The organism is Solidesulfovibrio aerotolerans (assembly GCF_009856865.1).
Classification (GTDB): Bacteria; Desulfobacterota; Desulfovibrionia; order Desulfovibrionales; family Desulfovibrionaceae; genus Solidesulfovibrio; species Solidesulfovibrio aerotolerans.
Genome location: NZ_WVUD01000019.1, coordinates 21,525 through 46,991 on the forward strand (window position 1 = coordinate 21,525; position 25,467 = coordinate 46,991).

Sequence of the window (25,467 nt, forward strand, 5' to 3'; positions counted from 1 at the left end):
ATAGGCAATGCGAATCGGCGTTTTCGTCTGCCACTGCGGCAGCAACATCGAAGGCACGGTGGATACTGCTGCCGTGGCCAAGGCTACCCTGGAGTTTCCTGAGGTCGTCTACGCCACGGACACCATGTACGCCTGCTCGGAACCCGGCCAGGACGGCATCATCCAGGCCATCAAAGAAAAAAATCTCACCGGCGTGGTGGTGGCCTCCTGCACCCCGCGCATGCACGAGCCGACCTTCCGCAAGGCCGTCGAACGGGCGGGGCTTAACCGCTTCATGTTCGAAATGGCCAACATCCGCGAGCATGTCTCCTGGATCGGCAAGAACCGCGAGGCCAATACCAACAAGTCGTTGGATCTGGTGCGCATCGCGGTGGAAAAGCTGCGCCGCGATGCGCCGCTGATCCCCAGCAAGTTCTCGGTCAATAAGCGCGTCATGATCATCGGCGGCGGCGTGGCCGGCATCCAGGCGGCACTCGACTGCGCCGACGGCGGCTTGCAGGTCGTCCTGGTCGAACGCGAATCCACCATCGGCGGCAAGATGGCCAAGCTCGACAAGACCTTCCCCACGGTCGACTGTTCGAGCTGCATCCTGGGCCCCAAGATGGTGGACGTGGCCCAGCACCCCAACATCACCCTGCACGCCTACTCCGAAGTCGATTCCATCGGCGGCTACGTGGGCAACTTCCAGGTCAAGGTCAAGAAAAAAGCCACCTACGTGGACTGGGAACTGTGCACCGGCTGCGGTGCCTGCATCGAGAAGTGCCCGAGCAAGAAAAACCCCGATGCCTTTAACGAAAAAATCGGGCCGTGCACCTCGATCAACATCCCGTTCCCCCAGGCCATTCCGAAAAAAGCCTATATCGACGCCACCACCTGCCGCCAGTTCGTCAAAGGCAAGTGCGGCGTGTGCGCCAAGGTCTGTCCCACCGGAGCCATCCGCTACGACATGACCGATGAGATCGTCACCGAAGATGTCGGTGCCATTGTCGCCGCCACCGGCTACGACCTGTTCGACATCAAAAAGATCCCGGAATACGGTAGCGGGACCTACCCCGACGTCATCACCGGCCTGCAGTACGAGCGTCTGCTGTCGGCTTCCGGTCCCACCGGCGGCCACATCAAACGCCCGTCGGACGGCAAGGAACCCAAAAACATCGTGTTTATCCAGTGCGTCGGCTCGCGCGACAAGTCGCTGGATCGGCCCTACTGTTCCGGTTTCTGCTGCATGTACACGGCCAAGCAGACCATCCTGACCAAGGACCACATCCCCGATTCCCAGTCCTATGTCTTTTACATGGACATCCGTTCCCCGGGCAAGATGTACGACGAGTTCACCCGCCGGGCCATGGAGGAATACGGGGCGCGCTACATTCGCGGCCGCGTGGCCATGGTCTACCCCAAGGGCGACAAGCTCATGGTGCGCGGGGCCGACACCCTGGCCGGAACACAGGTCGAGATCGAAGCCGATCTGGTGGTCCTGGCCGCTGGCGCCGAAGCTGCCAAGGGCGCGCCGCAGTTGGCTGAAAAGCTGCGCATCTCCTACGATAAATACGGCTTTTTCATGGAAAGCCACCCCAAACTCAAGCCCGTTGAGACCAATACCGCCGGCGTCTACTTAGCCGGCTCCTGCCAAGGCCCCAAAGACATTCCCCAGTCCGTGGGCCAGGGCAGCGCCGCTGCCGCCAAGGTGCTGGCACTGTTCTCCAAGGACATGCTGGAAAGCGATCCGCAGATCAGCCGCGTGGACATCAAACGCTGCGTCGGCTGCGGCAAGTGCATCATGACCTGCCCGTTTAAGGCCATCAAGGAAGTGGAATTTAGGGGTCAGAAAAAGGCCGAAGTCATTGAGACCGTCTGCCAGGGCTGCGGCATCTGCACCTCGACCTGCCCCCAGGGCGCTATCCAGCTGTCGCACTTCACGGACAACCAAATCCTCGCGGAGGTCAACGCCTTATGCCAGTCCTGACCGGCAAGGAACTGCGAATCGTCGGATTCCTGTGCAACTGGTGCTCCTACGGCGGCGCGGACACGGCAGGCGTTGGACGCTTTAACCAGCCCACCGACCTGCGGATCATCCGCGTGCCCTGTTCGGGCCGCATCGATCCCCTGTTCATCGCCAAAACGCTGATCAACGGTGCCGATGGCGTGCTGGTTTCCGGCTGCCACCCGCGCGACTGCCACTACGCCGAGGGCAACTTCTACGCCCGCCGTCGTCTGGAAGTCCTCAAGCGCTTTCTGCCCATCCTCGGCATCGATCCGGGTCGGTTCGACTACACCTGGGTCTCGGCTTCCGAAGGCCAGCGCTGGCAGAAAGTGGTGACGGCATTTACCGAACAGATTCACACCCTGGGACCGGCGCCGCGCTTTGATGCCGTGGCACCGGAACTTTTGGCCAAGGTCGCTGGGGCCATCAGCCAAGGAGGCAACCGTGTCGCGGCTTGAGGAACTCAAAACCCGCATCAAGGAGGCCCTGCCCGGCCTTGAATGCGTCATCGGTTGGCAGAAGGGCTACGACGCCCTGCACAACACCCCGCTGTTTATGCGCAGCGCCGAGGATGTCGACAAACTCGAATGGGGAGCGCTTAACGTCCACAACCCCGCTGTCTACCTGCCGACCATGGCCGGCAAGAAAGTCGGTGTGGTGGTCAAGGGCTGCGATTCCCGCTCGGTGGTGGAACTGCTCCAGGAAAACCTCATCAATCGCGACAACATCGTCATCTTCGCCGCCGGTTGCGACGGCGTGGTGGATCTGACCAAGGTCAAGGCCAAACTCGCCGCTGCCGGAACCGGCGCCGGCGTGGTCACGGCTGTGTCCGCTGACGGCAAGACCGTCTCGGTCACGGCCGGGGGCAAGACCGTGGCCATGCCCATGGCCGAAGTGGCGGCGGATAAGTGCCTGCGCTGCCAGTACCCCAATGCCGTTTTGGCCGACACCTTTGTCGGCACGCCGGCCCCGCAGCCGACCCCTGTCCCATCGGCCAATGCCGACCTCGACGCCCTGGACGCCATGAGCGTTCCCGACCGCATGGCCTTTTGGCGCTACCACATGGACCGCTGCATCCGGTGCTACGCCTGCCGCAATGCCTGCCCCATGTGCGTGTGCCGCGACCACTGCATCGCCCAAAGCCGTGAGCCGCACTGGTTGTCCCAGGACGACTCGGTGACGGAAAAGCTCATGTTCCAGGTGGTGCACGCCATGCACCTGGCCGGGCGCTGCACCGAGTGCGGCGAATGCCAGCGGGCCTGCCCCATGGACATTCCGGTCCTGGCCCTTAAAAAGCACCTCAATCGCACCATCCACGACCTGTTCGACTACCAGGCCGGCGTTGACGCTGCCGCGATTCCGCCGCTGCTGCAGTTCAAGACCGAGGAAGTCAACATCAAGGAGCGTAGCTGGTAATGGCCGCCGTCAAATACATCTCCCGGGAGAAACTCCCCGAGTGGCTCAAGGCCCTGGCTGCCGAGCGCCGGCTGCTCGTCCCTGTCGAGGAAGGTGGTGCCGTGGTGTTTCGGGCCTACGATCCGGCCAAAGCGCCGGTCTTTGGCTCCGACGCCACCGCCCCGCCCAAGGGTTCCGTCTTCCCTGCCAGCAAGGAGCTTTTCAGCTACACCTATGGCAAGGAAGGCGAGGACGCCAAACCCACGCTGACCCTCGATCCCAAAACGACCGCCGAACCCACGGTGGTCTTCGGGTCCAAACCCTGCGGCGCACGCGGCTTTCTGATCTTTGACCGCGTCTACATGGGCAAGAAGTTCCCTGATCCGTATTACATCGCCGCCCGCGAAGCCACGGTGTTTGTCACCATGGCCTGCGACACGGTGGAAAACACCTGCTTTTGCCACTGGGTAGGCTCCGGCCCGGCCGATCCGGCCGGTTCCGATCTGCTGCTCACGCCAGTGGCCGGCGGCTGGCTGGTCGAAGCGGTCAGCGCCAAGGGCGAGCCCCTGCTCGCCAGCCCGGCCCTGACCGACGGCGCGGCCAAAGCGGCCGAGGCTGAAGAGGTCAAGGCCAAGACCCGGGCGGCCCTGGGCGAAGCCCCGGACATCTCCACGTCCAAGGAAGCGCTGCTGGCGCGGTTTGACGACATGGACTTCTGGCGTGACCAGTCGGACAAGTGCATCAGTTGCGGGGCCTGCACCTACCTGTGCCCCACCTGCTACTGCTTCTCCATCACCGACGAAGGTTCGGGCATGAGCGGCAAGCGTCTGCGCTCCTGGGACGCCTGCATGCACTTCCAGTTCACCCTGGAGGCCTCGGGGCACAACCCGCGCCCGACCAAGGCCCATCGCCTCAAAAATCGCGTCGGCCACAAGTTCAGCTATTACCCGACCCTGCATGATGGGTTGATCGCCTGTTGCGGCTGCGGCCGGTGCGTCAAAAGCTGCCCGGTTTCCGTGGACATCCGCGAAATCGTGCAAAACGCCGTCGCCAAGGCCAAGGCCTAGAGGTGTCCAGATGAGCGAACCATTCAATCCCTATCTGCCGGAAGTCGCCACCATCCTGGAGACCGTCCAGGAAACGCATAACATCATGACCTTCCGGGTGCGCTTTGACGACGAGGCCAAAATGGCCGCGTTCAAATTCGGACCCGGACAAGTGGGCCAGCTCTCGGCCGCCGGCATCGGCGAAGCCACCTTCGTCATCAACTCGCCCCCCACCCGCATGGACTATTTGCAATTCTCGGTCATGCGGACCGGCGAAGTGACCGCCAAGCTGCACAACCTCGTGGCCGGCGACAAGGTCGGCGTGCGCGCGCCCCTGGGCAAGCCCTTCCCGGTCGAGGATCTCAAGGGCAAAGACATCGTGTTCGTCGGCGGCGGCATCGGCATGGCCCCGCTGCGCACCCTGTTCCTCTACATGCTCGACAACCGGGCCGACTTCGGCAAAATCCGCCTGCTCTACGGCGCGCGTTCGCCGCTGGATATGGCCTTTTCCGCCGAGCTGCCCGAGTGGACCTCGCGTACCGACATCGAAACCACGCTGACCATCGACCGCGAGGCCGACGGTTGGGAGCACAAGGTGGGCCTTATTCCCAACGTGCTCCTGGAAATGGCCCCCAAGGCCGAGAACTGCGTGGCCATTACCTGCGGTCCGCCGATCATGATCAAGTTCACCCTGGAAGCGCTCAAAAAGCTCGAATTCCCGGATGAGCAGATCCTGACCACCCTGGAAAAACGCATGAAATGCGGCATCGGCATCTGCGGGCGCTGCAACATCGGCTCAAGCTACGTCTGCGTGGACGGGCCGGTGTACACCTACGCCCAGTTAAAGGCCCTGCCCAACGAGTTATAGAGCAATCGCGTACGACGCACAGGCTCGGGGGGACACCCATCCCCCCATCCAGGGGGTCCGGGGGGGATGATCCCCCCCGGCCGCCGGAGGCCTCTTACAATCAAGGGAGACGCATATGGCAAGCTTTTTTAGCGCCAGCGACATCGTCGGCACAGCCATTGAGATCGAGCGTCGCGGCCGCAACGTCTACAGCAAGGCCGCTGCCGCCGCGACGAATCCGGACGTCAAAAGCTTTCTGCAGTTTTTCGCCGGCGAAGAGGCCCGCCACCAGGCCATTTTCGAAGCCATGGCCGGGCGCATCGCCAAAATCGAGGTTCCGGCCGGCAGCAACGAAGAAGAATACATGGAATACGTCCAGGCCCTGCTCGACTCCCACGCACTCTTTTGCGGCGGAGCACCCGAGAAAGACCTGGCCGATGCCGCCGACGCCATTGCCGCCATTGAACTGGCCTCGCGGTTTGAAAAAGACACCATCCTCTACTTTCGGGAAATGATGGATCTGATGCCGGTCGCCGAGTCCGGTATTGTCAAACAGGTTCTTGACGAGGAACGCGGGCATCTGCGCCAACTGCGCGGCATGCTCGCCACCCTGCGTCGCAACGCATAGAGCGCCTTGGGCCGGGGGCGTCGCCAGCGACGCCCCCAGCCCATAACCAGCCGGAGAGCCTGACGGCAGGCGAGCCCGCGTCATTGGGGCCAAACAGGTAGAAGCCAGGGGGAACGACCATGTACCACGATGAGATCGGCTTCGACACCATGACCTTGACCAGCCCCTTGGACAGTGCCCATCCGACCTGCGCCGTGGACAGCCTGGAGCAAGGGCTCTCCGGGCGGCTGCTCGGCCTGGTGATGGCCTCGGACCTGTTTGCCGCCCGCAGCTGGTCGCCCCGGCAATGGCAGGAGGGCGTTGCCCTGGAAACCTGCTGGCCGGGTGCTGCCATCCGCTTTTGCGGCGAACGGCTGGACCAGGACGACCTCGACGCTTTTCTCGGCTGCCTGCTGCTGGCCTTTCGCGGGCAGGCCAAGGGCTCGGCCCGGTTTTCCCTGCGCGATCTGGCCCGGCTGATCCACCCCAAGGCCCGGCGCTTCGACGCCAGACGCCTGGAACGCTCCCTGTGGCGGCTGGCTTCGGCCCGCATCGACATCGAAGACGCTGCCGGCTGTTACGTGATCCAGGTGCGCCTGCTCAATACCCTTTTATGCGACCGCGCCGCCGGCATCTGCGCCCTGGACGTCAGCCCCCGCATGCTGGCCGCCTTTGACGACGCGGCCCGTCTGGAGCGGTTGCTGGCCGCCCGCGCGCCCCTTGGCAACGACGGCTTTGCCCGCTGGCTGGCTGCCTTTTTGTCCTCTGGTCCGGCCGCACTGCGCCTGGACTTTGGTGCCCTGCGCCGTCTTTCGGGGTTGTCCCGGCAGCCCATGGCCGCTTTTCGCCTGCGCGCTGTGGCCGTGCTCCAGGATTTTCTGGACCTTGGGGCCATTGCTGCCATAGAGTCCGCCGGTCCCGACCGCCTCATCGTCTCCCGGCCTGCGGCCCGCGGCGAGGAACCGGCTTGCTTGCTCCTGTCCTGACGGCCGTTTCCCATGGACGGCATCATGTCCGCACCCGCCGGAGAGGATGAAAAATCCCGGGACACGCCACAGCGACCCGCTGCGAGCACCACCCGGGACCGCCTCCTGCCAAGCCCCACGCGCACCTTGCCCCTGCGCCGGCTGACCCTTGATGTGGCCCGCGACGGACGGGAGTCCTTCATGACGCCTTCGCGGCTGCGCACCCCCTTACCTCGACGCTCCCTAGCCCCCGAGACCGGCGACACCCTGCCCCAGCCGCCGTCCCTGGAAGATCTCATCGGCATCGAGCACAGCAAACTCGGCTTCTACCAGGAACTGCGCCAGAAGGTGGAGGAGCTCAAAGACGCCCACCAGGAATCGGAACTGCGCCGCCAGGAGATCGCCGCGATCCTCGACGGCATCACCGATCTCATGATGGTGCTGACCAAAGACCTGCGCATCATTTCCGTCAACCACGTCTTTGACGAACTCTTCGACGTGCCGCGCCCCGAAGGCCAGTATTGTTACAAGCTGTTTCGGCAAAGCGCGGCCCCATGTCCAGAATGCCCGGCCCACCGGTCGTTTCGCTCCAATGCCGTGTGCCGCTGCATGGGCACGTTTAAAATCCACGGCGTGCTGCGCCGGTTTGAGATGGTGGCCTCGCCCATTTACAATCCCGACAGCCCCGAGTCGCGCATCCTTATCTTTAAGCGCGACGTGACCCTTGAAAACGAATACCAGGCCAAATATTATCAGGCGGAAAAGATGGCCACCATCGGCATGCTGGCCGCCGGCGTGGCCCATGAGATCAACAACCCCCTGACCGCAGTCTATGGTCTGGCCGAGGGCATCCGCCGCCGGCTGCCGGCCATTGAGTCGGCCGTGGACGGCGAACTTTACGCCGACGTGGCCGAATATACCGAAACCATCCTCATGGAATGCCGCCGCTGCCGCGATATCGTGCGCTCCATGTTGTCGTTTTCCCGGCCCCACACCCTGGCCTTTTCCCCGGTGTGCTTAAACGAGGTGGTCACCGACACCCTCAATATTCTCAAAAGCCGCCTGGAAGAACGCTCCTGCGCCGGTTTGCACCTGACCGTCAACCTGCACATGGGCCTGCCCACGGTGCCGGGCGACGAGGCCCAGCTCAAACAGGTGCTGTTAAATATTTTGGTCAACGCCATGGACGCCATCGAGGCCGAAGGCGAAATCACCATCACCACGCACCCGGAAAACGACAACACCGTCAACCTCTCCGTGGAAGACACCGGACGCGGCATCCAGCCGGAAAACATGGACAAGCTGTTCAATCCTTTTTTCACCACCAAACCCGTGGGCAAGGGCCTCGGTATCGGCCTGTCCACCTGCTACAGCATCGTGCGCGAACACCACGGGGTCATTGAAGTGGCCAGCGAAGTGGGTATCGGCACGCATTTCACCGTGAAACTCCCTCTGGATAGCGGGCACCCCTAGTGAACAGTTCCTATTGCGTTCTCGTGGTCGATGACGAACCTTCCATCGGCAAACTCCTGTTAAAGGAGCTGACAACGCCCGCCCGCTGCGTGCATGTGGCTGCCTCGGCCCGCGAGGCCCGGGAACTTTTGGCCAAAAACGAATACGAGGTCGCGGTTCTCGACATCCGCCTGCCTGATGCCAACGGCCTGGAACTCATGGTCGAATTACGCAAGCGCCAGGAAGATCTGGAAACCATCCTCATCACCGGCCACGGGGCCATCGACACGGCCGTGGAAGCCATGAAGCTCGGGGCCTTTGACTACGTCACCAAGCCGTTTAATCTGGCCGAACTGGAACTGCTCATCGAGCGGGCCTACCAGCGCACCTACCTGCGTCGGGAAAACCGCCGGCTGCGCCATTTCCAGGGCCAGACCCCGCCGGTGCAGCTGGTCGGCAACTCCCCGGCCATCAAACAGGTCCGCTATCTCATCGAAAAAGTCGCCCCCACCGAAGTGCCGGTGCTCATTACCGGCGAATCCGGGGCTGGCAAGGAAGTGGCCGCCCACCTTATTCAAACGCTGTCCAAACGGCCGGACAAGCCATTTTTCATCAAAAACTGCGCTACGTTGCAAAAAGAATTGGCCCGCAGCGAACTGTTCGGGCATTTGCGCGGCTCGTTTACCGGGGCGGTTGAGAACAGCGAAGGTTTCATGGCCTTTGCCAACAAGGGGACGCTGTTTTTAGACGAGATCGGCGAACTGCCCATCGAGGTCCAGGCGGCGCTGTTGCGGGTGCTGGAAAATAAAACCTACCGCCGGGTGGGCGAAAAAGACGAGCGCCGGGTGGATATCCGCCTGCTGTTCGCCACCAACCGCGAACTGGTCCGGGAAGTGGCCGAGGGCCGCTTTCACGAGGCCCTGTTCCACCGCATCAATGTCTTTAATATCGAAATGCCGTCGCTACGCGAACGCCGCGAAGACATTCCGCTTTTGGTGGAATTTTTCCTGTCGCGCCTAACCGCCGGCCAGGCCCCGTTTCGCATCTCCGATCGGGCCATGAAATGCTTAACCAGCTACGACTGGCCCGGCAACGTGCGCGAACTGCGCAACGTTATGGAACGCTCCATCATCCTGTCGGAAAACAGCCTGATTACCGAACACGCCCTGCCACGCGAGTTTCTGGAACCGGCCAGGGCCGAAGAGGAAATCCAGACACTGGAAGCCAAGGAGAAGGAGCACATCACCAAGGTGCTCAACTTCTACGACAACAACCGCTCGCTCGCCGCCGAGGCGCTGGGCATCTGCCGCAAGACGCTCTATCGCAAAATCCGCGAGTACGGTCTGTTTTAGGATTGCCTCTTGCCCACGAGCCCTGGTAGCGCCGCAGTTCGGTGCAGCCCGATGCCCGCTGCCCGCCGTGCGGGACTGGCGCGCCGTGGCCCGATGGCGGGTTTTGCCCCGGACAGTCGCGTCCACCGGCGCAATCATGCTGCCCGGCCAAAGCCTGGACACCCCTGGCGCGTCGCCAGCAAATACACTAGTTTCGGATCGTCCCGCGCACCGCGTCGCCAACTGGCCCGCCGAACCCTCCGGCGGCGCACGGTCGGCGGCCAAACTCTTGGAGATTTCATGAAAGGTCTTGTCTGCCGCCTGCTTTGCGCCTGCCTCCTCATCGCCGCCATGGCCGTTCCCGCCTTGGCCAAGAAATCCCAGCAGCCCCAGAACATCAATTTCGGAGCCATCACCTGCAAGGAATTCGTCGTGGAAATGGCCGATTCCGACGAGGAGTCGGTGGCCTTTATCCTCATGTGGCTGGACGGCTATTTAAGCGGCGTCTCCGGCGACACGACGCTCAACTGGAAGACCCTGGAAGGCTTTTCCGGTGCCCTCATGGAAGCCTGCGCCAAAAAACCCGGCAAGAAGGTTTTGGAAGTGGCCAAGGAAGTCGGTATCAATAACTAATCGGCAACGCAGACCCGGTTTGCCCATGGTTATCTGGCCGCATCAAATACAGTCCCGGACGCGACGGCGTGACGGCGCTGGCAGCAGCGTTGCCACCGGGACGGCTTGCCCGGCTCCTGGCCGGTCTGCTTGCCGGGGACCGGCTGGCGTACGGCGCTTTGGCCGCGCCAGCCGGCTCGCCAGCGCCCGTTGCCGGATGCGCCCATGACCGCGCCCGTCACCCTCCTGCGCCGGCTGCTGGCCTCCACCCTGGCCACGGCCTCAGCCCTGGTTGTCCTTATCCTGGTCGTGGCCTCGTTCGGCTTTTATTACTTCGAACTGCGTCACAACCCCGAACGCACACTCTTTGACGCCCTGTGGTGGGCCATGGTCACCCTGTCCACCGTGGGCTACGGCGATTTCGTGCCCGTCACCGTGCCCGGCCGCCTCATCGGCATGGGCATCATGGGCACGGGCATCGGCATCATGGCCGCTTTGACCGGTAATCTGGCCTCGGCGCTCATTGAGCGCCGCAACCGCAAACGCCAGGGGTTGCTGCCTGTGAAAACCTCGGGACACTGTCTCGTCCTTGGCTGTAACGCCCACGCCCCGGGACTCATAAAGGCCCTGGCCGCCGCCGCGCCACCCTCGCGGGGACCGGCCGTGGTCCTTGTGGCGCCCATCACTCCCGAAACTTTTGCCGAAATCGCCGCCGACATCGGACTGGCCGACCGCCTGGAATTCTGTCGCGGCGACCCATCCCAGGAAAGCGTGGTCGGCCGGGCCTCGCCAACTACGGCCCGGGCGGCCTACATCCTGTCCCAGGACGGCCTGTCCCCGGACGAGGCCGACCAGCAGACCCTGCTCGCCGCCCTGACTTTCCGGGGCCTGGCCCCCAAGGTCCAACTCTACGCCGAGGCGCTGCTGGAAACCAACCGCAAGCATCTGGCCCGGGCCGGCGTGGACGTGACCCTTATTCGCGGCGATCTGGCCGAACGGGCCTTGGGAGCCATGGGCGAACACCCGGCCCTGTGGCAATTCATGGAGCGCCTGCTGGGCGGGCCGGGCGGACGGGGCATGCAGGCCCGCCCCCTGGCCCACGACGAACGCGGCCTGCGCTGGTCCCAGCTCGTGGCCCGGTCCCTGGCCGACGGCCGACGGCTGCCGGTGGCCGTTTTTCGCCTCAAACGCGACATCACCATCAAGGAACTCCTCGACGCCGACTCGGCCCTGGACCAGTTCATCCTGGAGCTGTTTGCCGCCTACGGCCAGGAAGACCGCATCGGCCGGCAAGGGCCGACGGTGGTGGTCAACCCCGGCGACGATGTGGATCTGGCCGGCTTTGACGGCCTGATCGTGCTGGCCAGCTCCGCTCCGGCCGCAACCGCCGCAGCGGGCACCGCAGGAGGTCCGGCATGAGCGACGACGCCTGGACCCGGGCGGCACTGTTCGCCCGGCTCTCTGCCGAGGAACTGGCCCTGGTGGCCCCGTGCTTTGAAACCGTGACCCGGCCGGCCCACACCGCCGTCATCGCCGAAGGCGAACCGGGGGACGACATGTTTCTGCTGGTGGCCGGCAGGGTGCGGGTCAGCAAATCCATGCTGCTTAAAGACATTTCCGCCACCATCCTCGACGCCGAACAGGCCGAAAAAACCCTGGTCGAACTCTCGGACGCCCAAAGCCCCTTTTTCGGCGAAATGGCCCTGCTGGATCGCGATATCCGTTCGGCCACCGTGACGTGCCTGACCGATTGCCGCTTCCTGCGCATCGACCGCGACCGCTTTTTCACCTTCGTGGCCGAAAATCCGGTCATCGGCGTCAAGCTGCTGACCGTGCTGGCCCGGCGGCTGGCCGGCGTTGTACGCAAAAACAACGTGGAACTGGTCAAACTGACCACGGCCCTGGCCCTGGTGCTCAGCCGCCGCGGCGCAGAGCGCAAATAGAGAGTCGGGGGAGCGTGAGAGGAGAAGGCAGAAGATGCCTCCGGCGGCCGGGGGGGGTAATCCCCCCCGGACCCCCTTGATAGGAAAAGTATTCTAAGGGGTTTAAGGGGCTGGCTGGTCAGTTGGCCGGCAGCGCAAGGGCAACTGGAGTAACAGTGGTTCCCGTCAAGCTTGCCTTGCGGCATTGCCCACCCGACGCAAGTGCACTTTGATCCCGCCCACCATCGCGGCAGCGCCGTCCCCCCTTAACCCCTTGCCTCCTGATGGGATTCCAAAGGGGTCACCCCTTTGGCCGCCGCAGGCCTCTTCTCTTTTCTCTTCTTCTATTCTTCTTTTTTATTTACACAGCCCAGGCCGTGGCGGTGCGGCGGCCGGCGGAGAAGCGCATGGCCAGCTCGTAGGCAACGTTGACATCTTTCATGGCTTCTTCGTCGCCGCCGAGATCGGGGTGGTGCAGGCGGGCCATGGAGCGGTAGGCGTTTTTGATTTCATCCACGGTGCAGGGATAGTTGATGCACAGAATGTCGTAGGCGCATTTGAGGTTCATGCCGTTTTTGCGGGCGGTTTCGCGGGCGCGGTGTTGCCGCTCGTTGTCCTGGCGAAAGCTGTCGGCCGGGCGTTCCGGCCGGGGCCGGGCATGGGGGCGCGAGGCTCCGGCGGCCGCTCCCTGGGCCGAAGCCCTGAAGGTGCCTTGCGTGGTGCCCTGGGCGGAGCCGTTTGAACTCCGGGAGGCGCCCTGGGCGGAACCGTTTGCCCCCCGGGAGGCACCCTGGGTAGAACCGGCGGCCCCCCTGGACGCACCCTGGGCGGAACCGGCGGTGGTCCGGGATTGCTGCCCGGCGGCGCGGCCGGCGGCGGGGTCGGGACCGGCTGCTTTGGCCCGAAAGGTCGATTCCGGGCGCGGTCGTTCCCGCTGGGCGCTTGTCGGGCCGGCGGTGGCGCGAAACGTTGCCTGTCCGGGCCGGCTTGTCCCGGCCGTAGTGGTACGGGCCTTGTCGTCGCCGGCGGGCTGGCCGAAACCGGCGGCCCGTTGCTGGGCGGTGCCGGCTGTCTGGCCATTGCCGGCGGCACCGGCGGTTGTGGGGCCTTTGGTCTCGAAAGGGGCGCGCGCCTTGAAGCGGCTGCGTTCGGAAGTGCCGGCCGAGGCCGAAGCGGCGGGGCCTTGGGTCTGGGTTCTGGAAAAACGGTCGGAGGCACCGGCCCCCGGCGTGGCCTGGCTGCGAAAACGGCTGTCCCGGGCAGAGGCATTGCGGGCTTGCTCTGCCCCGGGCCGGCCGGCAACGGTCGGCCCGCCATTGCGGGCCGTGCGGAGATTTTTGAGTACTTCCTGCAGATGGACGAGAATTTCCTGCAGCATGATGCGGGTGCGGTTGAGCTGGACTTCCAGGGCCTGCCAATCCGCCACACCGCCGGCAGTTTTGGCCCCATGGCTCCCGTGTCCTTGGGCGTGTCTATGCATGGGATGCTTCCCGCGCTCCCCGGGGACAATCGCCCACGCACCCCGACACACCGCCCAGGATCACGCAACGCGCTGGTATAGCAGCATTTTTCTGCATCAAAACAACACCTTCCAGTACTATTTCTACGCAATCCCAACCGCCCTGGCAAGGCGAAATTCCCCGGTCGCGGCCGGGTGCAGGCTGCTAGTGACAGAACGGGCCTTTTTGATGTAATGGGAGGGCGCGATACGCATATTCGCTGTCAAGCCCGCCGACGCTGCCGCGCCGGAAGGCAACCCGAGGAAATCCACATGAAGCCGACTGATGCCGATGTAGCCAAGCCCTTTGTCGACGCAACCAGGCATGTCCTGACGATGATGGCCCAGCTCGACCCCAAGCCTGGCAAACCTTACGTCAAAAAAGCGTCAGCCGCTGCTGGCGACGTTTCTGCCATTGTCGGCCTGACCGGCGACCGTAACGGCAGCATTTCCATCAGCTTTTCCAAGAAGTGTGCCATTGCCGTGGTGAAAAACATGCTTGGTGACGACATTGTCGACATCATCCAGGACGCCAAAGACGCTGTGGGCGAGATCACCAACATGATTTCCGGCCAGGCCCGGGCGGGACTGAGCCAGCTTGGACTCAACCTCTCGTCGTCAACGCCCACCGTCATTTTTGGTGACAACCACACCGTCAGCCACATCACCTCCGGTCCGGTGGTGGCCATCCCGTTTTCAACCGAATACGGGGATTTCACCCTGGAGTTTTGTTTCGAGTGATTCCCCGCGCCATGCGCCAGCCACGGGCCGCCCTTTTACCCGGGACTGTGCCAGGGATCGCCGCCAGGGCACTGACCAGCCTTTCGGCGAAAGGCCGCACCGCCATGAAACGTGGAGCTTGCCACACCATGTCGGCCCGGGGTGTTTTGGCCGGTCTGGCACTGCTGGTTCTGCTGGCCGCCGCCGGCCCGGTTCGGGCCGGGCTGGCGAACCTGGACGCGGCCCAGGCCGCATCCCCGGCCAGCGATTCCCAGCCCTCGGGCAGCCAGACCGAAGCTGCAAAAGAGACGCTCCCGGCCAGTCTGGAAACAGCGCTTTTCCGTCTGCCCAAAGGTGACCCCTCCGGCCCGGTACTGGCCGTCCTGACCCTGGTGTCTGCCCCGGGCTGGCACGCCTACGCCGTGGGGCCGGCCGAATCCGGCCAATCGGCCAAAGCCTCCCTGACCGCCGGCGATGTCCAGGCCCCGGCCCTGTTCCCGCCTGGAATACCCACCCCGGATCTGCTGGAACCTGACAAAAACGTCCTGGTCTACACAGGCCGCACCCCGGTGTTTGTGCCGCTCTCCGAGCAAGGTCGCAGCGCCGCCAGTCTGACCGGCGAGGTGCGGGTCTTTTCCTGTTCCGAGACCAGTTGCTGGCCCTCGACCCTGGCCGTGGCCCTGCCCCTGGCCGGGGAAGATGTCGCGGCCCTGCCCCTGGCCGAGGCCCAGCCGTGGTGGCCGCTGTTTCTGGCCCTGCGAAACGCCGCCCTGGCGTCGCCGCTGTCGGCCTGTCCCGAGCCGTCCCTGCCGCCGGGCCTACGCCTGCCGGCGGCACCAAACAGTGTGGACACCGCTGCGGGCAGCGTCCCGGCCGCGAGCAGCCAGGCCGCGCCCGAACTGACCCCGCGCTCGTTCACGCCGGCCCTGGAAGTGTCCGGGCTGCTCAAGGCCGCCATGCTGGCCTTTGCCGCCGGTTTCATCCTCAATTTCATGCCCTGCGTGCTGCCGGTGGTCAGCCTCAAGCTGTCGGGCCTGCTCGCCATCAGCGGCGAGGAGGGGCGGCAGGAGCGCCGCCGCATCCTGCGCGAGCACAATTTCTTCTTTGCCCTGGGCATCGTTGTCTATTTTCTGATCCTAAGCCTCATCCTCGGGGCCTTTGGCCTGGCCTGGGGGGAGATGTTTCAGTCGCCGGCCCTGGCCATCGTGGTGGCTGTGGTGCTTTTCGCCCTGTCGCTGAGCCTTTTTGGCGTGTTTCATCTGCCGGTGGTGGATCTGAAAATCTCCTCCGGCACCCGGGGGCATACCCGGCGCGGGGCCTTTCTGACCGGCATGCTGACGACGCTTTTGGCCACCCCGTGCAGCGGTCCGTTTCTGGGTGGTGTGCTGGCCTGGACCCTGCTGCAGCCCCAGTTGATCATCATGACCGTCTTTGCCACCATCGGCCTGGGCATGGCCACACCCTACGGCATTCTGGCCATCTGGCCGAGGCTGGTGCGCTTTTTGCCCCGGCCCGGCGTCTGGATGCAGGGATTAGAGCGGGCCATGGCCTTTATCCTGGCCGCCACCTGCCTCTATTTCCTGGCGCTTTTGCCACCCGGGCGTATTTTACCGACGCTGGCCGCGTTCTGGGCCACGGCCGTGGGGGCCACCCTGCTTGGCCGCATGCATCTGGCCCAAAGCGCCCTGCGCGGTCTGTTCCTGGGCCTCGTTGCCCTGGTCGTGACCGCAGGCGGCCTGGCTTTCGCCCTGACCTTTGCCCCGCCGGCCGAGGCCGAATGGGTGGCCTATACGCCCGAGGCCTTTGCCGAACGCCTGGGCAAGGACAATCTGGTGCTGGATTTCACGGCCGACTGGTGCCCGACCTGCAAGCTGTTGGAGCGAACGGTGCTGACCCCCCCCCGGGTGGCCCAGTGGGGCACCCGCCACAAAGCGGTCTTTATGAAGGTGGATCTCACCCGCCAGACGCCGCCGGCCATGGCGCTTTTGCGCGCCCTGGGCAGCCAGTCCATCCCGGCGGCCGCTTTTTTCCCGGCCGGACGGGACGCCCAGGCACCGCTGGTGCTGCGCGATCTCTTCACCGCCGGCCAGTTCGAGCAGGCCATGGACGAGGCCTTTGGCGGCCCGGCCAAAACGGCTGCCCCGCAGCCGGCAGACGAGTAGCGCCGCAGAGCCAAGGGCCGTGCAGAAGGCCTGTGGGCTTCGACCCTGGCCAGCTGCGGCAAATCTGTGCGAACGCTGTCGCCAGCCCCATGCTGCCTCCGTATCGGACCCCAAAAAAAGGGAGCGCCCAGGCGCTCCCTTTTTCATTGCGTAACCACCTGCCCGGTCCAAGGGCCGGGAGGAAACCGGGGCCGGTCAGGGATGGGCCGCCGCGCCCACGCCCGGGGCCGCCACTGCCGCGACCGGGGCCGGCGAGGCAGTTTTCTTGGCCTGGACCAGCTTAAAGCCCTTGTCCAGCAGCTTGGCTGTCTCGCGCTCGCGCACCCGGGGATTGCGCGACCCCAGGACCACGGCAATCAGACGCGTGTCGCCGCGTTTGGCCGTGGCCACGATGTTGTAGCCCGAGGCGCAGACAAAGCCGGTCTTGAGTCCATCCACGCCTTCATAGCGGCCCAGAAGCGAATTGGCATTGTGCCGCTGGCGGTTGTTGTGGGTGAAATACTGCATGGAATGGATGGTCAGCGCCTTGGGGAACTGCTCCAGGTAGGCAGCCGCCAGCTTCAGCATATCCCGGGCCGTGGTCACCTGGCCCTCGGCCGGCAGGCCATTGGGGTTGTGGAACACGGAATTGGTCATGCCCAGGCGTTTGGCCGTGTCGTTCATAAGGGCCACGAACGCATCGGCGTTGCCGTTTTCCAGGTTATCGGCCACGGCCATGCAGGCGTCGTTGGCCGAGGCCACGGCAATGCCCTGGATGAGATCGGTAATCTTGATCTGCTCGCCGGAGCGCAGGTGCATATTGGACCCGCCCTGGGTCGCAGCCCGCGGCGAGACCTCGATGACATCCCAGGGGCGCAGCCGGCCCTGGCGGATGGCGTCGAAGAGGATGTAAAGGGTGAGCACCTTGGTCAGCGAGGCCGGCGGAATCTGCACATCGGGATTCTGCTCGTAGAGCACCTCACCGGAGTTCATGTCCCACAGGATGGCCGATTTGACGGTCAGCGTCGGCACGGCGCAGGCACCGATATCGCCCTCTTCGTTCTCGATGTCGGGATTGACCGCAGCGGCCTTTTTGCCGCGGCGCGGCTTCTGGACAGCGGCATCAGCCGCCACTGCCTTGGCCGCCCGGGCGGATTTGCCGACCTTGGCCGGCCGCTCGGCCTTGCCGCGTGGTTCGGCTTTGGCCTGTTTGGCCGCCTTGGCTGGTTTCTGGGCGGCGGACTTGGCCCGTTCCTTATCGGCGTGGCCGGTGTCCTTGGCCAGGCCGTTTAAAGGAGCGGCAACCAAGGTCAGGATGGTCAGAAACGCTATGATGGTGGCGCGAAGTGCGTATTGCATGTGGTTGGATTCCCCTTGCGCGGCGAAGTGCCGAGCGTAATGCCGGGCTGACGCCGGGAGCGACGATGCGCTTTTACCCGCGCCCAAAAGGAAAGTCAAAAGCCCGGATTCCCGGCGTTGCACCGGGCGGCCGCTTGCCGTACTATGCCGGCATGGAGCGGGCGAGGCCGGTGCGCCCTCCGCTCCTTCCAGGGAGCCTTTCATGTCGCGTATCGTCCCCGTCCCGACCAGCCCGGCCTTTTTGACCGGTGCCGGAGGTGTGCCATGTGCCCGTCACGCTGCCCGCTTGCGGGCTGTGGCGGCGCTTGCGGGTGTGGGCCGGACAACCCCCTGTACCGCCTGTCCTGCGGCCGGCGCTGATCCCTTCCATGGCTGATTCATACGATTTTCCCGACATCCAGGAACGCTTGCTCGCCTTGGAAGAGGCCTTTGCCGACCACAACTCCTATCGGTTTAAAAAAACCATGGCCGAGTTGCGCCGGGCGGTCAAAATGCGGGCCAACACCACCGCCCTGGCCCAGGCCGAGATCCTGGACAGTCGCAAGGAAACCGAACGCAACCGCAAACAATGTGTGGATTTGCAAGCCAAGCTCAAGACCGTGGTGGATCGCTTTGAGGGGTCGTTCACGGCCTTTGAAAAATTTCGCAAGGCTATCCGGGTGGTTGAGCTTATGCGCAGCCACGAGGATTTGCCGGCCGTACTGGACCGCATCAAGGAACTGTTCGGGCTGCGGGCTGTGAGCCTGCTCCTGGACGCCGGCGAATACGCCCCCTTCGAGCCACCCGGGGCGCGCCTGGCCGAAGCGACCGCGCTGCGCAAGGGACTGGCTGCGCTTATGCCCAAGGCCACCGGTCCGGGGCCGTTTATGGGATCGATCAAAGCCGTGCCCGATCCGGGTTTTTTTTTCGGCCCGGGGTTTTGTGCGGAGCGCAAGGTGCTGCTTTTGGGCTCGTGCTTTATCTATCCGCTGCGCGACAAATTCGGTCCGCAAAAGCTCGTCGGCATCCTCAGTTTTTTCGACTCCAACCCCGACCGCTACACCAGCGAGAAAGGTTCGGAGTTCGCCACCCATTTTGCCGACATCTTAGGCTACACCATTGTTGACGTCACGGACCGCAAAAAGGCCGAACGCCTGCGCGAGGACGTGGAACGCATGACCCGCCACGACCTTAAATCGCCGCTGACCGCCGTCTTGACCCTGCCCCAGCTCCTGCGCCGCGACGGCAACCTGACCGAGCGGCAAAACGACATGTTAAGCCTCATGCAGCACGCCGGCTACCGCATGCTCCATATGATCAACCAGTCCCTTGATCTCTACCGCATGGAGCGCGGCGTCTACGAGCTTTCGCCCCAGTCCGTGGATCTGCTGCCCATTTTGGACAACATCGCCGGGGAATTGCGCGGGGTCATCGAAGCGACTGATTTGAGCCTGGAGGTGACGGTACGGGGCCGGGCCAGGGCCGAGGACGACGTTTTCGCGGTGCGCGGCGAAGAAATGCTTCTTTATACCATGCTGTCCAATCTGATCAAAAACGCCCTGGAAGCCTCACCGGCCGGAGCCAAAGCCACCGTGGCCCTGACCGAAGGCCGGACCCTGGATGTGGCCGTGCACAATGCCGGGGTAGTGCCGGCAACGATTCGGGACCGCTTTTTCGCCAAATTCGCCACTGCCGGCAAAAAGGACGGCACCGGCCTTGGGGCCTACGGGGCCAAGCTCATCGCGCAAATCCACGGCGCCAAAATCGCCATGGCCACTTCGGAGCAGAAAGGCACCACCGTCACGGTGGCGTTTCCCAAGCCCCGCACGCCGGAGAAAACCGTCGCTGTCCGGGCAGGTATCCTCAAATAGAAAAGCCTGCCGCCGAAGGGGAACCCCATGCGCAAATGCCTGCCTTTGGCGCTCGTCGCCCTGGTCGTGGCCTTGATCGCCCCGGTGATCCCAGTCTTGGCCCAGTCCCAGATGGAACTAAACGCGACCGCCTGCGGCGTGGCCAAGCAGGCCGACGCTGAACTGAACGCCGTGTACGCGGCGATCCTCAAGAAAAACGCCGGGGACAGACTTTTCATCGACAAGCTCAAGGCCGCCCAGCGGGCCTGGGTCGCCTTCCGCGACGCCGAAATGGGGGCGCGCTATCCGGCGCAAGACACGTCGGAATACGGCTCGATCTTCAACCTTTGCTGGTGCAATGCCTTGGCTGCGCTGACCAAACGGCGCACGGCGGATTTAATGCTCTGGCGTGACGGCATTCCCGAAGGGGATGCCTGCGTCGGCAGCTACCCGGTGCGGTAGGCGTGCGCCCCTGCGGTGAGACAGCGCAACGCAACTGCCAACTGGCAGCGCCGCACGGCAAAGCCCCGGGCCTGGCCGGAAACCCGCAACGACACTAAAGATGCTGGCATTGTGGCTGCGTCGGCCGGACAGCGGTGGTGTTCTGGCGCGGCGTCAGGTCCGCCGGGCCACCATGATGCCGCTGGCACTGCCGGCCGGCACCGATGTCCCGGCCCGGCCGTAGGCCCGAAGCGCCCGGGTGGCCGGGGTTGCCTGGGGGGAGGCAGCCGGAGACGCTGCGGCTGCGCCACCCCTGGCCGCACCGGAAGTGGCGACCAGGGCGGTCAAAACAGCCGTCTGCCGGGCTTGGCCCTGGGCGCTGTCGCCGAAATCGCGGCCAGGAGTGGCCGAACCGTCCGCACCGGGATCGGCCGCCGGCAAGGGGCCGCTCCCCTGAGCCAGCACCGACGACGCGTCCTGGGTCGTGCCGGCCGGCTCGGCTGCGGAGCTGGTGACCGGCGGGCTGTCCGGCGGTTCGGGCACGACCGGAGCCCGGGCTGCATACAGCCCAAGGACGCCGAAACCGCCGCTGTCCACCGCATCAATCATGGCCCGCTCCTCAAGGTTTACACCTTTTCATTTCTCTTATCGGCCCCTGCCCATCGCTTCTTTAGTCCCGGGACAAAATAATCTATGCTCCTTGCCTCATGACTATTCCCGACACCGCCGTCTACGCCGTCACCGAAAAAGGCCTGCGCCTGGGCCGGCAACTCACCACTGCCCTGGGCGGCCGCCTCTACGCCCCGGCCCGGCTGGCAACTCCAGACGCCACCCCCTTTGCCTCCCTGGCCGAACTCGTGGCAACGACCTTTCACCACTGCCGCGCCCACATTTTTATCTGCGCCTGCGGCATCGCCGTGCGGGCCATTGCCCCGCACATCCGCGACAAGGCCAGCGATCCGGCCGTGGTCTGCCTGGACGACGCCGGGCGCTTCGCGGTAAGCCTGCTCTCCGGCCATCTGGGCGGGGCCAACGCCCTGGCCGGGCAGGCGGCGGCCATCGTCGGCGCGACCCCGGTGGTCACCACCGCCACCGACGCCGCCAACGCCCCGGCCATCGAACTGCTGGCCCGCGAACTGGGGCTGCCGCTGGACAATCCCCTGGCCACCCGCCGGGTCAACGCTGCCCTGGCTGCCGGCGAACCCGTGGCCGTCTTTGATCCGTTGGGGCTTTTTACCCCCGGCGGGGCCACGGCCGCCCGGCATTTTGCCTGGGTGGCCGGCCCGGACCAGATCCCGGACGACACCCCCCTGGTGGTCGTTGACTGGCGCGTCGGCCCGCTGACCCCGACCCGGCTGTATCTGCGCCCCAAGACGCTCATTGCCGGCGTTGGCTGCCGCCGGGGCACGCCGGCCGCCGACATCCTGGCCCTTATCAGCCATGTCTGCCGGGAGCGCGGGCTGGCCCAGGCCAGCATCACTGCCCTGGCCAGCATCGAGGCCAAACGCGACGAGATCGGCCTGCTGGAAGCGGCCCGGACCCTTGGCGTGGACCTTGTTTTCTATCGGGCCGACCAGTTGGCCGGCGTCAGCGTGCCCCACCCCTCGGCGGTGGTGGCCAAACATATGGGAGTGGGCAGCGTATGCGAAGCGGCAGCGATACTGGCGACAGGCGGGGGCAGGCTGCTCGCCCCCAAGACGCGGACCGGCTTCTCCACAACGGCCATTGCCCTGGCGCGCTGACTGTAGTGGGGCTTGGCCCCGGCGACCCCGTCCTGCTTGCCCCCATGGCCGAGGCGGCCCTTGCCGCCGCCGAGGTCGTGGCCGGCTACACCGCCTATATTGAACTTGTGCCGGCGCAGCTGCTGGCCGGCAAAACCGTGGCCGCAACCGGCATGACCGGCGAAGTGGCCCGCTGCCGGGCCGCCCTGGAAGCGGCAGCCGCCGGCAAACGCGTGGTGCTGGTCTCCAGCGGCGATGCCGGGGTCTACGGCATGGCCGGGCTGGCCCTGGAAATGCTCGAAGCCTTGGGGCTTGCCGACCGCATTGCCTTTTCCGTGGTGCCGGGCATCCCGGCCGTGTGCGCTGCAGCGGCACTCCTGGGTGCGCCGCTGACCCACGATTTCGCGGTTGTCAGCCTGTCGGATCTGCTCACCCCCCTGCCTGTCATCGAACGCCGCCTGGAAGCCGCTTTTGCGGCCGATTTCGTGGTTGCCATCTATAATCCCCGCTCCCGCAAACGCTCGGGATATCTGGCCGCCGCTTTCGCCTGCGCCGCCCGCCATCGCCACCCAGACACCCCGGTGGGCATGGTCAAAAACGCCTATCGCCCAAACCAGGAGATACGCATCACCCCTCTGGCCGCCGCCGATGCGGCCTGGGCCGACATGCTCACCCTGGTTATCGTCGGCAACAGCGCCAGCCGTCTGGCCGCCGGGCGCATCCTGACCCCGCGCGGCTACGCCGGCAAATACGCCCTGGGACAGTAATTTCCGACTGTTGTGGTGAGCAATCTCCCGTCTTTTCCGGGCATTGCACCTTGACAGCCTGTCCTGGCTGGCCGTACACCCTCTAAGTGATAAATTATTCTTGGAAGGAGGCGTGAGGGATGAAAAAAGCGTTGTTATCGTGTGTGATGTGCGCTGCGTTGGTGGGTTTTGTGGGACTGCCCATGGTCCAGGCCGTGGACGCGCCGGCTGACGGTGTCGTCAAGGCCCCTGAGGGCATGACCGCCACCCAGTCTCCGGTGAAGTTTTCCCACAAAGGCCACGCCAAGGTTGACTGCAAAGTCTGCCACCACAAAGGCGAAGCCACCCAGAAGTGCTCCTCGGCCGGCTGCCATGACAGCCTCGACCCCAAGGACAAGACCAGCGACAAGTCGTTCTACCGTGCCTTCCATGACATGAAGAGCGAGAAGAGCTGCGTTGGCTGCCACAAGAAGGAAACCAAGGGCCCCACCAAGTGCCCTGAGTGCCATCCCAAGAAGGAAGGCGCTTAACTTTCATCAACGCCGCGAGGCCGGGTGCCTATCCCCCCGGCCTCGCTTCTCTGCATGACCGCCAAATCGGCCGAGGTATTGCACATGGCGACCGACAAGCCCCTTCCCGACAGCGACGACGACATCATCGATCTCACCGACCTCGTGGAAGAAGGCTCTGCCGCAGGCGGCGCTGCCGGTGCTGCCGCCGACGACGGCGTGGATATGAGCTTTGAACAAGAGCTCGACGACCTCTTCGGCGACGCCGAACCCATGCCTGCCAAAGCCGCACCGGCCGCCAAGGCCACGCCCGCCGCAGCCACTGCCGACGCCGACGAAGACACCGACGATCTGTTCGATCTGGCCGGCTTCGAAGTCGCCGACGCAGACGGCGCCGACGTCACCGACGCCAAACCGGCCCTGGCCGACGCCGATGACGACATCATGGATCTTTCCGGCCTGGGCCTCGATATCGCCGACGACACGCCCGCAGGAGACAGCCTCCCGGACCTCGGCTTCGACGACATCCAGCCGGCCCCTCCGGCCGAGGCCGCGGCCCCTGCCGTTGCCGATGACACCATGGATATTTCCGAGTTGGGTTTCGATGATCTGGTGCCCGACGACACCCCCAAAGCCCAAGACGCGGCAGACAGTTTGGATGCCTTCGACTTTGGCGACCTGGAAGAAAAACCCGCTGCCGCAACCGCTGCGGTCGCAGACGCCCTGGCCGACGATGCCCTTGATTTCGAGGACAGCCAGCCGCCAAGCCCGCAGGCCGCGGCCGATCTCGCCGCCTTGCTGACCAGCGGGGACGACAGCCCGGGCAAAGACATTTCCGACGCCGACCTTGACGCCCTGCTGCCCGAATCGGACGAAGCGGCCAGCGACGCCGCCATGGCCGATCTGCTCGGCGAACTGCCCGATGCCCCGTTGCCCGAGCTGGCCGCGCTTCCTGACGAAGCCGAACCGGCCGGCCAGCCTGACGTGGCCGAAGCACCCGACATGGCCGACATGGCCGACACGGCCGCCTTGGTCGCGCCCTCCGACGAGGCCCATCCGACAATGCCGCCCCTGGCCGCTGCCGCCGGTGTCCTGGCCGCTGCCGCCATTCCCCTGGCCGCCATGGCCGCCGCCGGCACAGCCAAGTCCGATGCCGGCCCCTCAGTCGGTGGCATCGATCTGGGCGCCCTCGACACACTCATCGATTCTTCCAAGGCCCCGTCCGCCGCCGCCGAGACACCAGCCGCCCCGGACAAAGCCCTGCTCGCCCGCCTGGACGCCCTGGAAGCCGCCGCCGCCAGCCTCGGCCAGCGCTTCGACGCGCTGCCCCAGGCCCCCAGCGAGGACGCCCTGGCCCAGGCCCTGGCCGACCGGCTGGAAGACTCCCTGGCCGCCCGGTTTGAAGCCTTGCTTGCCAGCCAGCCCGTTGCCCCGGACCTGGACGACCTCAAAGCCGGCCTTATGGACGAACTCCACGCCGCCCTGGCCGCCCACCGCGACGCCCTGCGCAGCGAACTTCCCGCCCCAAGCGAACTGGTGCGCCCCGATGACCTGACCAACGCCCTGGAAGGCCTGCGCGAAGCCCTGGCCCGGCTGGAAGCGAGCAATCAGGACCGCCAGAGCCAGTTTGACGACTTCACCCGGTCCATGGAGACCACAATCGCCGAGTTGCGCCGGGAATTGCCCGCGCCCACCGATTTCGTCTCGCCCCAGAGCCTGTCCGAGGCCCTGGACAGCCTGCGCCAGACCCTGGCCGATGACCTGACGTCCAGCCTCGAAGCCCGCCTGGACGCCGTGGCCGAGGCCGCCCGGCAGACTGCCGGCGCGGCACTTGAACCGCTGGCCAGCCGCCTGGACGCCCTGGAAGCCGACCGCGTCGATCCCGAAGCCCTGGCCCAGATTCTGCGCCAATCCCTGGCCGACGATCTGGCCGTGGGCCTTGACGACCGCCTGAAAGTCGCTGTCGACGCCGCCCGCGCCGAGGCTGCAAGCTTAAGCGAACCGCTGTCCAGCCGCCTGGACGCCCTGGAAGCCAACCGCATCGACCCCGACGCCCTGGGTGCCAAACTGCGCGAGACGCTGCTCTCCGATGCCCTGGACCCCACAGCGCTCCAGGAAGCGGCCGCTCTGGCCGCCAAGGCCGACGCCGCCGCCCAAAAGGCCCTGGCCGGACTGGACACCCGGCTGACCAGAGCCGACTGCGACGCCGCCCTTGACACCCTGCGGGCCGAGCTGACCGCCAGCATGGAACGCACCGTGCCCCAGGCGGCAGCGGCCGTCATCCGTGAAGAAATTGCTGCTTTATTAAAAGATTTCAGCGAGGAAGAGTAAAGAGGCCTTGG

General features: G+C 65.0%; 23 protein-coding genes. 20 read left to right on the forward strand and 3 right to left on the reverse strand.

What is annotated here, in order from left to right; translation table 11 throughout:
• Positions 1-7: 7 nt before the first annotated feature.
• From GTA51_RS11415 to GTA51_RS11470, 12 genes are all read left to right on the forward strand, one after another.
• Positions 8-1,966, forward strand: coding sequence for a CoB--CoM heterodisulfide reductase iron-sulfur subunit A family protein (locus GTA51_RS11415; protein ID WP_160961210.1), 1,959 nt, complete (start codon positions 8-10; stop codon positions 1,964-1,966).
• Positions 1,954-2,442: a hydrogenase iron-sulfur subunit gene (locus tag GTA51_RS11420; RefSeq protein ID WP_160961212.1), complete on the forward strand. Its 489-nt coding sequence runs from the start codon at positions 1,954-1,956 to the stop codon at positions 2,440-2,442. The genes GTA51_RS11415 and GTA51_RS11420 overlap by 13 nt, the downstream gene beginning before the upstream one ends.
• Complete coding sequence (locus GTA51_RS11425) at positions 2,429-3,400, forward strand: 4Fe-4S dicluster domain-containing protein (RefSeq protein ID WP_160961213.1); 972 nt, start codon at positions 2,429-2,431, stop codon at positions 3,398-3,400. Before GTA51_RS11420 ends, GTA51_RS11425 begins: the two co-directional genes overlap by 14 nt.
• Positions 3,400-4,446, forward strand: coding sequence for a 4Fe-4S dicluster domain-containing protein (locus GTA51_RS11430; RefSeq protein WP_160961215.1), 1,047 nt, complete (start codon positions 3,400-3,402; stop codon positions 4,444-4,446). Before GTA51_RS11425 ends, GTA51_RS11430 begins: the two co-directional genes overlap by 1 nt.
• Positions 4,447-4,456: 10 nt before the next feature.
• Positions 4,457-5,293, forward strand: a complete 837-nt coding sequence (locus tag GTA51_RS11435) for an FAD/NAD(P)-binding protein (protein WP_160961216.1) — start codon at positions 4,457-4,459, stop codon at positions 5,291-5,293.
• A 115-nt stretch (positions 5,294-5,408) separates the two neighbouring features.
• Positions 5,409-5,900: a ferritin-like domain-containing protein gene (locus GTA51_RS11440; RefSeq protein ID WP_160961218.1), complete on the forward strand. Its 492-nt coding sequence runs from the start codon at positions 5,409-5,411 to the stop codon at positions 5,898-5,900.
• A 119-nt stretch (positions 5,901-6,019) separates the two neighbouring features.
• Positions 6,020-6,865, forward strand: coding sequence for a hypothetical protein (locus GTA51_RS11445; protein WP_160961220.1), 846 nt, complete (start codon positions 6,020-6,022; stop codon positions 6,863-6,865).
• Positions 6,866-6,889: 24 nt separating this feature from the next.
• Positions 6,890-8,317 (forward strand): two-component system sensor histidine kinase NtrB, encoded by a 1,428-nt coding sequence (locus tag GTA51_RS11450; protein ID WP_246198102.1) that lies wholly within the window; start codon positions 6,890-6,892, stop codon positions 8,315-8,317.
• Complete coding sequence (locus GTA51_RS11455) at positions 8,317-9,648, forward strand: sigma 54-interacting transcriptional regulator (RefSeq protein WP_160961221.1); 1,332 nt, start codon at positions 8,317-8,319, stop codon at positions 9,646-9,648. Before GTA51_RS11450 ends, GTA51_RS11455 begins: the two co-directional genes overlap by 1 nt.
• Positions 9,649-9,927: 279 nt before the next feature.
• Positions 9,928-10,260 (forward strand): HdeA/HdeB family chaperone, encoded by a 333-nt coding sequence (locus tag GTA51_RS11460; protein ID WP_160961223.1) that lies wholly within the window; start codon positions 9,928-9,930, stop codon positions 10,258-10,260.
• A gap of 204 nt (positions 10,261-10,464) precedes the next feature.
• A complete protein-coding gene (locus GTA51_RS11465) occupies positions 10,465-11,658 on the forward strand; it encodes a potassium channel family protein (RefSeq protein ID WP_160961224.1) in 1,194 nt (397 codons plus the stop codon).
• Positions 11,655-12,182 carry a cyclic nucleotide-binding domain-containing protein gene (locus GTA51_RS11470; protein ID WP_160961226.1) on the forward strand — a complete coding sequence of 176 codons (528 nt, stop codon included), beginning with the start codon at positions 11,655-11,657 and terminating at the stop codon, positions 12,180-12,182. The genes GTA51_RS11465 and GTA51_RS11470 overlap by 4 nt, the downstream gene beginning before the upstream one ends.
• Positions 12,183-12,522: 340 nt before the next feature.
• Here the strand turns inward: GTA51_RS11470 and GTA51_RS11475 are convergent, their stop codons facing one another.
• Entirely contained in the window at positions 12,523-13,641 is a 1,119-nt protein-coding gene (locus GTA51_RS11475; RefSeq protein WP_160961227.1) for a DnaJ domain-containing protein, read from the reverse strand.
• Positions 13,642-13,932: 291 nt separating this feature from the next.
• Between GTA51_RS11475 and GTA51_RS11480 the strand changes: the two genes are divergently transcribed.
• On the forward strand, positions 13,933-14,400 hold the full coding sequence (locus GTA51_RS11480; protein ID WP_160961229.1) for a chemotaxis protein CheX: 468 nt from the start codon (positions 13,933-13,935) through the stop codon (positions 14,398-14,400).
• A 104-nt stretch (positions 14,401-14,504) separates the two neighbouring features.
• Positions 14,505-16,541 (forward strand): cytochrome c biogenesis protein CcdA, encoded by a 2,037-nt coding sequence (locus GTA51_RS11485; RefSeq protein ID WP_160961230.1) that lies wholly within the window; start codon positions 14,505-14,507, stop codon positions 16,539-16,541.
• Positions 16,542-16,736: 195 nt separating this feature from the next.
• Here GTA51_RS11485 and GTA51_RS11490 read toward each other — a convergent pair whose 3' ends face one another.
• On the reverse strand, positions 16,737-17,879 hold the full coding sequence (locus GTA51_RS11490) for a D-alanyl-D-alanine carboxypeptidase family protein (RefSeq protein WP_160961232.1): 1,143 nt from the start codon (positions 17,877-17,879) through the stop codon (positions 16,737-16,739).
• A gap of 368 nt (positions 17,880-18,247) precedes the next feature.
• Here GTA51_RS11490 and GTA51_RS11495 point away from each other — a divergent pair, with 368 nt between their 5' ends.
• Positions 18,248-19,729: a sensor histidine kinase gene (locus tag GTA51_RS11495; RefSeq protein ID WP_160961233.1), complete on the forward strand. Its 1,482-nt coding sequence runs from the start codon at positions 18,248-18,250 to the stop codon at positions 19,727-19,729.
• Between the two features lie 27 nt (positions 19,730-19,756).
• Complete coding sequence (locus GTA51_RS11500) at positions 19,757-20,170, forward strand: lysozyme inhibitor LprI family protein (RefSeq protein WP_160961235.1); 414 nt, start codon at positions 19,757-19,759, stop codon at positions 20,168-20,170.
• Between the two features lie 153 nt (positions 20,171-20,323).
• On the opposite strand, the gene GTA51_RS11505 is transcribed toward GTA51_RS11500, so the two are convergent.
• On the reverse strand, positions 20,324-20,758 hold the full coding sequence (locus GTA51_RS11505; RefSeq protein ID WP_160961236.1) for a hypothetical protein: 435 nt from the start codon (positions 20,756-20,758) through the stop codon (positions 20,324-20,326).
• Between the two features lie 98 nt (positions 20,759-20,856).
• On the opposite strand from GTA51_RS11505, the gene GTA51_RS11510 reads away from it, so the two are divergent.
• The 4 genes from GTA51_RS11510 (at position 20,857) to GTA51_RS21250 (ending at position 25,456) form a co-directional block, all read left to right on the forward strand.
• Positions 20,857-21,891: a cobalt-precorrin 5A hydrolase gene (locus GTA51_RS11510; protein ID WP_160961238.1), complete on the forward strand. Its 1,035-nt coding sequence runs from the start codon at positions 20,857-20,859 to the stop codon at positions 21,889-21,891.
• Positions 21,892-21,935: 44 nt separating this feature from the next.
• A complete protein-coding gene (gene cobJ, locus GTA51_RS11515; RefSeq protein WP_246198104.1) occupies positions 21,936-22,637 on the forward strand; it encodes a precorrin-3B C(17)-methyltransferase in 702 nt (233 codons plus the stop codon).
• Between the two features lie 119 nt (positions 22,638-22,756).
• Positions 22,757-23,146, forward strand: a complete 390-nt coding sequence (locus tag GTA51_RS11520) for a cytochrome c3 family protein (RefSeq protein WP_160961241.1) — start codon at positions 22,757-22,759, stop codon at positions 23,144-23,146.
• Positions 23,147-23,230: 84 nt separating this feature from the next.
• Positions 23,231-25,456, forward strand: a complete 2,226-nt coding sequence (locus tag GTA51_RS21250; protein ID WP_160961243.1) for a hypothetical protein — start codon at positions 23,231-23,233, stop codon at positions 25,454-25,456.
• The last annotated feature ends 11 nt before the right edge of the window (positions 25,457-25,467 follow it).